Origin of the sequence: uncultured Brachyspira sp. (genome assembly GCF_944390845.1) — a bacterium.
Lineage (GTDB): Bacteria > Spirochaetota > Brachyspiria > Brachyspirales > Brachyspiraceae > Brachyspira > Brachyspira pulli.
Genome location: NZ_CALXRM010000106.1, coordinates 1 through 9,096, shown reverse-complemented (window position 1 = coordinate 9,096; position 9,096 = coordinate 1). Strand labels below are relative to the sequence as shown.

General features: G+C 24.8%; 14 protein-coding genes. 6 read left to right on the top strand and 8 right to left on the bottom strand.

All coding sequences use genetic code 11. The annotated features are described in order from the left end of the window. Positions 1-232 precede the first annotated feature (232 nt). On the bottom strand, positions 233-1,351 hold the full coding sequence (locus Q0K52_RS14060; RefSeq protein WP_297300512.1) for a tyrosine-type recombinase/integrase: 1,119 nt from the start codon (positions 1,349-1,351) through the stop codon (positions 233-235). 600 nt (positions 1,352-1,951) lie between these two features. Here Q0K52_RS14060 and Q0K52_RS14055 point away from each other — a divergent pair. From Q0K52_RS14055 to Q0K52_RS14030, 6 genes are all read left to right on the top strand, one after another. After that, positions 1,952-2,155 (top strand): hypothetical protein, encoded by a 204-nt coding sequence (locus tag Q0K52_RS14055; RefSeq protein ID WP_020003349.1) that lies wholly within the window; start codon positions 1,952-1,954, stop codon positions 2,153-2,155. Between the two features lie 163 nt (positions 2,156-2,318). After that, on the top strand, positions 2,319-2,504 hold the full coding sequence (locus tag Q0K52_RS14050) for a hypothetical protein (RefSeq protein WP_020003350.1): 186 nt from the start codon (positions 2,319-2,321) through the stop codon (positions 2,502-2,504). A gap of 186 nt (positions 2,505-2,690) precedes the next feature. Then, complete coding sequence (locus tag Q0K52_RS14045; RefSeq protein ID WP_020003324.1) at positions 2,691-2,873, top strand: hypothetical protein; 183 nt, start codon at positions 2,691-2,693, stop codon at positions 2,871-2,873. A gap of 18 nt (positions 2,874-2,891) precedes the next feature. Next, on the top strand, positions 2,892-3,086 hold the full coding sequence (locus Q0K52_RS14040) for a hypothetical protein (RefSeq protein ID WP_020003325.1): 195 nt from the start codon (positions 2,892-2,894) through the stop codon (positions 3,084-3,086). 215 nt (positions 3,087-3,301) lie between these two features. Further along, on the top strand, positions 3,302-3,487 hold the full coding sequence (locus Q0K52_RS14035) for a hypothetical protein (protein ID WP_297300511.1): 186 nt from the start codon (positions 3,302-3,304) through the stop codon (positions 3,485-3,487). A gap of 171 nt (positions 3,488-3,658) precedes the next feature. Further along, positions 3,659-3,817, top strand: coding sequence for a hypothetical protein (locus tag Q0K52_RS14030; protein ID WP_297300510.1), 159 nt, complete (start codon positions 3,659-3,661; stop codon positions 3,815-3,817). A gap of 20 nt (positions 3,818-3,837) precedes the next feature. On the opposite strand, the gene Q0K52_RS14025 is transcribed toward Q0K52_RS14030, so the two are convergent. The 7 genes from Q0K52_RS14025 to Q0K52_RS13995 form a co-directional block, all read right to left on the bottom strand. Beyond that, positions 3,838-4,044 carry an Ada metal-binding domain-containing protein gene (locus Q0K52_RS14025; protein WP_297300509.1) on the bottom strand — a complete coding sequence of 69 codons (207 nt, stop codon included), beginning with the start codon at positions 4,042-4,044 and terminating at the stop codon, positions 3,838-3,840. 76 nt (positions 4,045-4,120) lie between these two features. Continuing rightward, positions 4,121-4,306 carry a hypothetical protein gene (locus Q0K52_RS14020; RefSeq protein ID WP_297300508.1) on the bottom strand — a complete coding sequence of 62 codons (186 nt, stop codon included), beginning with the start codon at positions 4,304-4,306 and terminating at the stop codon, positions 4,121-4,123. A 5-nt stretch (positions 4,307-4,311) separates the two neighbouring features. Then, entirely contained in the window at positions 4,312-5,043 is a 732-nt protein-coding gene (locus tag Q0K52_RS14015) for a putative phage tail protein (protein ID WP_297285455.1), read from the bottom strand. Continuing rightward, complete coding sequence (locus tag Q0K52_RS14010) at positions 5,043-6,251, bottom strand: baseplate J/gp47 family protein (protein WP_297300507.1); 1,209 nt, start codon at positions 6,249-6,251, stop codon at positions 5,043-5,045. The genes Q0K52_RS14015 and Q0K52_RS14010 overlap by 1 nt, the downstream gene beginning before the upstream one ends. A 9-nt stretch (positions 6,252-6,260) precedes the next feature. Beyond that, entirely contained in the window at positions 6,261-6,707 is a 447-nt protein-coding gene (locus Q0K52_RS14005) for a phage GP46 family protein (RefSeq protein WP_297300506.1), read from the bottom strand. Positions 6,708-6,716: 9 nt separating this feature from the next. Then, complete coding sequence (locus tag Q0K52_RS14000) at positions 6,717-7,289, bottom strand: hypothetical protein (protein WP_297300505.1); 573 nt, start codon at positions 7,287-7,289, stop codon at positions 6,717-6,719. Positions 7,290-7,406: 117 nt separating this feature from the next. Further along, complete coding sequence (locus Q0K52_RS13995) at positions 7,407-8,630, bottom strand: hypothetical protein (protein ID WP_297300504.1); 1,224 nt, start codon at positions 8,628-8,630, stop codon at positions 7,407-7,409. Positions 8,631-9,096 lie beyond the last annotated feature (466 nt).

The window sequence follows — 9,096 nt, the reverse complement described above, 5'->3', positions numbered from 1 at the left end:
ATACTTCAAGTAAGGGTGTTATCATACTTCAAGTAAGGGTGTTATCATACTTCAAGTAAGGGTGTTATCATACTTCATTTTGAGGGTTGAACCTATATATATGCAATTTTTTTATGTTTTGCAGACTGATATTTTCTAATATTTTTTATATTAACTAAACAGTATTATAGTTTTTACTAATCATGAAATTAGCCCGCAGGCTGTAATCTTGCCAGAGATTACAGCCCGTCTTTTAAGCCCTATTAAAATCCTTTTCGATTTTTTCAAAACTGTTTAATATTTCATTCATTCTGCCAGTTAAGTCTTTCCATTCTTCAAGCATATTTGTTTTAATGTCTTTTTTAATACAGTCTTTTTTCGTACTATTTTGAAACTTAGAAAATGGGTGATTTTCCATAGCTTCTTTTATCATTCCAGCCAAAACATAAATATATCTTGACACGGTTGTATTTATATTTTGATGGCCAAGCATTTTTGATATGACATAAATGTCAGTTCCGTTTTCTGCCATGTCAGTTGCAAAACCTCTTCTTAATGAATGACAAGTAACTTTTATATTTGTTTTTTTAGAGATGAAATGCATTATTGTGCTTATAGTATTTATGTTAAGAGGATCTCCATTTGTTTTTATAAATAGCATATTATGTATTTTCTTTCTTTGCTTTAATATAGATTTTCTTAATTTTAAATATTCAAATAGTTTCGATTTTATAGAATTAGAAAAAGAAATAATTCTTGGTTTATCCCCTTTCGTTTTATAAATAGTTATGGTATTATTAGATAGGTTTATATTTTCGATGTCTATGCAGGCAAGCTCTTTACGGCGTATGCCTGTGTTAGACATCAGCAAAAGTATAAATATATTTCTCTCATCTGCAAAACTTTCTGATTTTTCTTTTATCTTTTTTGTAATACTGATCGTTTCATCTGCTTTTATTAATAACTGATTTTTTACGATTATTTTTGGAGTTTTAAGCTCATCAAAAATATCAAAAAAAGTTTCGGTACTTATTTTTTTCAATTTCACTAAATACTTAAAGTAATTTTTTACAGCCATAACTCTGCAGTGAATGACATCTGCACTAAGATTTTTATTAACTTGATAAGCAATATAGTCTTCAATACATTTTCTATCTACTTTATTATACATAACCGTAGTATTGTATAATTGTATATTTTTAGACAGTCTATTATCATAATAAAAATATAAAAAATCATAGAAATTTTTTATAGAGTTTGAATAAGTCTGTAAAGTTGATTTTGATTTATAAAGTTTTATATATTCAAGATATTGAATGATTAAATTAGAATTATTGTTATCATATAATTTTAGATAATCTATTGTTTTCATAAAAACAGCTCCTTTTATTTTAATAAGCCCATCATTGATAGACAGGCTTTTCAAATAAAAAGTTTTTTAAACTGTTTTTAATTTTTTCTGAGCAGTAATATTATCGTCTTAACCTAATTACAATTAAATATTTTTATTATATTAAATTTTTTGTATTGGATCGCACATATTACATTTAAGTATTGTTTAATTACTCTATTTAATTATTAATGAAATTATCATTAAAAAATAATTATGACAAAAAAGTTTTTTCATAAAAAAAATTGCTGAATAGTATATATAACATTTGTAATTATGCTGCTAATTTTAATACTTTTTTAATTAATAAAACTAATTTAAAAAAATAAAACTAAAAATATAAGCTATATTGCAATGTTTTTTGAGCATTTTATAATTTTGCTATAATAAAAAATGGGCTTAGAACTCTGCAAAGTCCTAAGCCATAGAATACTTCAAAAGGAGGTGATTCCTTATGAATGGTACTGAAATATTTATCATCATAATAGCATTAACATTACTTATAAAAGAATTAAAAAATTAATGTTAATACTAACTAGCATTATTTTATACTAACATTAAATAATATTCAAGGAGTTTTTAATGTCTAAATTAAAAGAGTTTGAAGTAAAAAATAAAGAGGCAAAGATAAAAAAAGAGGCAGAGGATGTAATATCAATAAGTGTTCCTGCAGAAATAGGAAAAGAAATAAGAGAAAATGCTTTAAAGTATAATATGAAAATAAAAGAATATATGATAAATGTACATAAGTTTTATATGCAATACTTAAAAGAAAATAAAAAATAAAGAAATAGGAAAAATAATGCAATGAATGTAAGCGAATATTTAATAGCACTTCATAGAATGTATATGGAGGAACAAAACAAAAAGTAAAATTATTAAAAAATAAAAGAGTAAGGTTTTCGCGGAACCTTACTCTAAAAATCACAATATAGTAGGAGCTTATATTATGATTAATAAAAATATTATAATACTATTTTTAAAAATAGTAAAGAGTATTATTATATCATTAGTATTTTTAACTGCAGTAATAATAATATTTTTAATTGTTATAGATAATAGCAATATAGAAATAAAACTAAATATTTCAAATAAGCCAGCATTTATATATGAAATATTTTTTAATAAAAAATAACTTATTACATCAAAATATTAATAGCAATCAATGCATTTATAAAAGTATTGATCGCTATCATAAAACTATTAAATAATTAAGAATAGTATTGAAAAGGGTTATTATTTGTTCCCAGCATTTAATAGCCCTAACAAGAATATAATTTAAATAATATATTAATACTAAATAATCTTCAAGGAGTTTTTTATGAAAGAATTTAAAGAATTTGAAAAACAGGAAATAACAGAGGACAGACTCGCAGTTTACACAAGCAAAAGAATAGGAAAAGAAATAAGAGATAATGCTAAAAAATATAATATGAAAATTAGTGATTATCTAGTACAAACGCATAAGTTTTATTTAGAATATTTAAAAGAAAATAAAAAATAATATTTTAAGGAGTTTTTTATGTCTAAATTGAGAGAGCTTGAAAAGCAGGAAATAAAAGGCGACATACTTGTAGTTCATACAAGCAAAAATATGGCAAATGAAATAAGAGCCTATGCTAAAAAATATAACATGAAGCCCAGTGCTTATCTTGTAAATACTCATAATTTTTATATGAAATGCTTAAAAGAAAACAAAAAAACTGATTCTGTTTAAGTAAAAAATAGGCTTAGAACTTTGCCGAGTCCTAAGCCTTACAATCTCACATATTTTTAAGGAGTTCAATATGCAAGAAAGTATAATATTTATGCTTTTATTAATTTTGCTTATAAAAGAATTAAAAAAGTAATTTAATTAAAGCATTCAGCAAGAATATATTCTAACTGTAAATAATTTTACATTAATACTAAATAATATTCAAGGAGTTTTTAATGTCTAAATTAAAAGAGTTTGAAATACAAAGTGAAGCTAAAAGTATAAAGGGCTGTGATATGATAGCCGTACGTATACCAAAAGAAATAAGAGAAAATGCTTTAAAGTACAATATGACGCTTAAGGAATATATAATAAATGTACATAAGTTTTATTTAGCATATTTAAAAGAAAATAAAAAATAATAAATAAAGAAATAGAAAAAATAATGCAATGAATGTAGGCGAATATTTAATAGCACTTCATAGAATGTATATGGAGGAACAAAACAAAAAGTAAAAATTATTAAAAAATAAAAGAGTAAGGTTTTCGCGGAACCTTACTCTAAAAATCACAATATAGTAGGAGCTTATATTATGATTAATAAAAATATTATAATACTATTTTTAAAAATAGTAAAGAGTATTATTATATCATTAGTATTTTTAACTGCAGTAATAATAATATTTTTAATTGTTATAGATAATAGCAATATAGAAATAAAACTAAATATTTCAAATAAACCAGCATTTTAAGCCTAAAAAATATATTTTTTTTAAGGTTTACATCTTTTACAAGGTTCATATCCTTTTTTTATAGCTTCAGATAATGTTATTTTTATTTTAGATCTTCTTAATGAACTGCAATGCTCCAAATGATATTTTTCACCTGTTCTTGTAATATATACAATTTTTTCCTGAGATGAAGCTGTTATAGATATTATTAATAATAATAAAAAAAGTTTTATAATTTTGAGTTTCATAAAATATTCCTATAATTTAATTTTTATATAATTATAGAAATATAATTTCTTATATAAACAATATATAAAATGCTTTTTATAAAATCTTATCCAATATATGTTTAGATATATTCATTTCTATGATACTGGTTATTAAATTTTTATTTTTTTCAAAATCATTTATTTCTAACTCTGTTATAGTCTTTAGCATATTTTTAGCTACAATATTATCAGATTTTGATTTTAGATATTCTTTTACTTTTTGTATTTGTTCTTTATTCATGATTATTAACTCCTTGATTTTATTAAAGCCCAAGTATGAGCTGGTTTAATAGATAAAACTAATTGTTTAAAATACTCTAATCTGTCAGCTGGTATTATAACAGGCTGCATATTTATGATTCTGCCTTTATCATCTCTTTCTACATCTCCTCCTATAAAAAAACAAAAAGGAAAATATTTTGATTCTGTAGGTATAAATGCTTCAGTATCTAATGTTTTATATTTTTCAAAATATCCGCAAACAAGTTTATTCTGTCCTGCATACCAGCCGCCTCCAGCTACAACTTTTATATCTGGTATATCTGTTTGAAATGGTGTGCATCCATTTGTTAATACCCAGTCTGTAGAACTTAAATCTTTCATAAATAAATTAGGATCTGTTATAGGTATGTTTTCATAAACATGAACATTAAAACCATTACCCTGTAGTATATTTTGAAGATAATAAGCAGACTGTCCGCCTTTATCTTTCCATCTCATAGCTATAGTATTTCTTCTGATACTTTCATTTTTATTCGGTGCTATTATTCCATATTGTTCTTCCCACAATTCTAAACTTCTTGTACTATTAGGGAATAAATCTAAATATATTTTATCTATATATTTTCTAATATCATCTGGTAAAGAAGTTAAAGCTTTTATAAACTTAGTTAAGTTTTTAGTTTCTATAAAACTCCATAATCTTGATTTTGGAAATAAAAGTTTAAAAATATTAAAATACTTTTCATTATAAGACATTAAACTATCTCCTCATTAATTTTTAAACTTTTTAATTTGGCAACTTCTCCTTCTTTTAATGTATACCTTGGAGTAACAGAGTCATTCAATAAATTAATGGCTGTTGTAAAACTTCCATTACTTGCAGATAATATATCATCTATTAAAGCTGTTATATTAGTTTCATTTATCACATTTTTAGAAGGAGGCAAACTCAAACCATCTAAATAAGGTTCTCTTTCAAGATAGTAAGAAGTTAAAGATTCTTTTATTTTTAATGATATTTCTTCTATATTTTCAACTTCCATTTCTGTAATTTCTACATCAAACTCTTTTATTACAATAGGTTTTATATTTTTATAACTTTTGTCTCCGTCTGGGTCAATAATGGCTCCTATTGGCCTTCTGCTTGCAAGTCCTGTAGAAGGATCTTTATCTATATATTCTCCTACTTTTTTTAATAAAGCATCATCTGGTATTCTATCCTCATAAACAGAAGAATCAGCAAGAATATATATCATGACATTTCCGGGATCTCCTGTATAAATATATGCATTTGCTACTCCTTCAACTTCTTTGCTCCATTGTCTGTAATCACTTAAAGCACCTCCCTGAGGCTGTAATTGAAATCTATTTTTTATTTTTTCTCTATAGCTGGTTTCATTTTCTCTGTCAGTTCCAACAGATATTAAATCATTTACTGTTATAGTTCCTTCTATTGAAGATAGGGGAGATGAGATATTGAGAGTATCTCCTTTATGCATATTTCCTTTTGAGCCGCTTTCAGAACAAGTCAATTCTATAGTTTCTTCTTCAGAATTAAAAGTATAGCTTTTAGTAGTTATATATGTAAGTCCATTTAATGATGATATAAATTGAGTTCCTGAAAACATTGTAGAACCTATGCTTTTTACATTAACAATAGCAGTTATTTTGGCTTGAGTTGCTGGAGCAGGATCTCCTATTCCTATTAAACGTCCCCATTCTATAAGCGGAGTAATTTTATTTCCTAATACTGTTATTTCATCAAATGAAGCTGTTGATACAAATATTTGCAAAAATATCCAAGAACAGCTTTTATATAAAATCATAAATACACCAGCAAGAACTTTTGACAATATACTTATAAATGATTTTGGAAGTATTGGAATATTTTCTCCTATTTCTGCTTTCATTTGTTCCATAATTAAATTATATATTTCATCTACTGTTTTTTGTTCTAATGCCATATAATACTCCTATTTTACAGTTTCCCAATTTGTTTTATAATTACTCTTTGATATTAATTTATCATCTCTTAAAACTTTTAATTGTATTTCTAATTCATTGAAGTTTGGTATTGTACAATTAACTTCTATGGTATCAGCTATATTTTGTTCTATAATCCAATTCAAATCTAATAAAATGGCTTTTTCTAATAGCTGTAAATTTCTTGCATTTGCATTTTTACCTGTGATAATAGATAAAGTATTACTTTTATAATAATCTATGCTTTGTATATTATTTCCCCACCATGTGTATTTTTCATCTGAATTGCTGCTGTCATCTTTTTCATTTCCTCCAAATAAAGATAAATATATTGCTGTTTCAAATCCTGAAGTACATTCAATTAAATTATTTTTTATATTTATATCTAATCCATCATTTGTCATTGATAGCAAAACGTCTCCGTCTTTATAATTCATTTTAGACTCCTATGGTATTTGCAGTGTATCTGATTTTGAAGATGATATATTTAAAGATATATTAGTTACAGAAGGAACTGCAGGCGGTGTTGATGCTCCGCTGGGAGTACCATGTGTATGGAGATTATATTCTTTTATAAATCCGTTTAATTGCTTTTTTAATGTGTTCATTTCTCTGTCAAGTTCATTAAACTTTACAGCATAATCATTTCCTTCATTAATAACTACTTTATTATCGCTTTTTATATTAATATCTTCTTTAGTTTTTATATCTAATGTTTTTTCTCCTGTTATTGTTATAATATCTTTTGATTCTATTAATAATGCTCCTGTGTTAGTCAAATATATTTTTGTCATTACATTAGAATTAGAATCTCTTGAATATAATATTTTTTCTCCTTCTTTAGCTCCCTGAGATTCGCTTATAACACCTACAAGTACATAATTTCCAATACCGCCGGCTTCTATTAAAACACCTATATCATCTTTTATTGGTACGCTGTCTTCTCCAGCTGATGATGCTATATCAGCATTAATACTTATTCCAAAACTACGTTTAACAGTAGCTATAATTTTTTTCATAATTCCATTATTAACTTTATGGGACTGTATTTTTGATAATATGCTCATATTGTTGCTATCTTCATTTATACATTTAAAATATGTATTTAATTTCCCTTAATATTTTTAATATTTATTTTACTTATTAACATCATATTTTAACCAAGGCAGTTTATTAAATAATTCATTTGTGTTTATATCTGTTGTATAAGATTCTGGTAAAACTAAAGTCATTGTTGTTATATCTCCGCCTCTTACTGTTCTATTTAATTCAAGTTCTTTTATCAAAAAAGTAGTATGCTGCATAATAGCCGCATTTGGAGCATATACAGTAATAAAATCTCCTTTTTTATATAATTCTTTAGTTGTATTATTTTTATGTCCTTCTACAACTAAAGTATAACTAATACTATTAGCAAGCATTCTGCCATATTTTACTTTAGCAGAAGTATAAGGATCATAAGTAATTCCTTTTTTTACTTTGCATACAAATATATGAGTTCTTTTTAGCAATATATTAAAAATAGATTTATTATTTCTTAAAGGTGCTGGAAGAATATCATTTCCCATAGGATAATTTCCCATAGTGTCCTTTATATTTTTATCACTGTCTATTTCTGATAAAGCTACTATATTTGTGAAAAAACTTTGAGGATTAAAAGAAGGAGATGCATCTATAAAAGGGTATTTATCTTGTTCTATTATACAGCTTGGTAATTTGCTTATTATTTTATGAAATAATAAATCTCCATTGCTATTATTAGTTATTAAGGTTCCTTCATTTTTTATTAAATCTACTAAAAAATCAAATATTGTTTGTTCTGGTTCTATGGCTACTTTGCTGAATGGTTTAAAATCATATATATTTTCTATTACAGTTTTTATTCCATAAGGCGAACATATTTCATTTGCTATTTCTACTAATGACATATTTTCAAATTCAAATTTAGAGTTTGCTTCTATAGCAGCTATATTTACATCATTAATTATGGAAGCAGAAGCCGCAACAGTTATTTGTATTATTTTAGAACTTTCTGAAATTGAAGGTATGGAAGAAAGTAAAATACCATTTAATATTAATTTATCATCATAATAAACTTTACACTCTTTAAAACTTAAAGGAGTAAATAAATCTAAAAACGGATCATGTTTTATATTATTTTTTGATAAATAGTTTTCAAAATATGGAATAGTTAAATCTACTTTATCAAAAGAATCTATAGTTGATACAAATTTAAAATCTATTATTTGATTAATACTATATTCCATAACATCTATATTAGATTTTATGGTTACTCTTAAACCTTTATTAGATTTATTTATAGTATTATTAAATACATTTTCTATTATATTACTAAGCATTGTTAAATAATAATCTAACAAATTATCATTGCAATATAGCTTTAATTTTTGAAAATAAATTGTCAGTAAAACTATGTATCTTTAGTATACACAGCCTGCAAACGAATAGTTTTTTATATATTCAAATAAAAAATTGTGATCCTGTGTATACTTTAGTATATACAGACTACAAGTGAACAGTTTTTTATATATTCAAATAACAAACTGTAAGCCTATGTATCTTTAGTATGCACAGATCGCAAACGAATAGTTTTTTATATATTCAAATAAAAAACTGTGAGCCTGTGTATACTTTAGTATACACAGCCTACAAGCGAACAGTTTTTTATATATTCAAATAACAAACTGTAAGCCTATGTATCTTTAGTATGCACAGATCGCAAACGAATAGTTTTTTATATATTCAAATAAAAAACTGTGAGCCTGTGTATACTTTAGTATACACAGCCTACAAGCGAACAGTTTT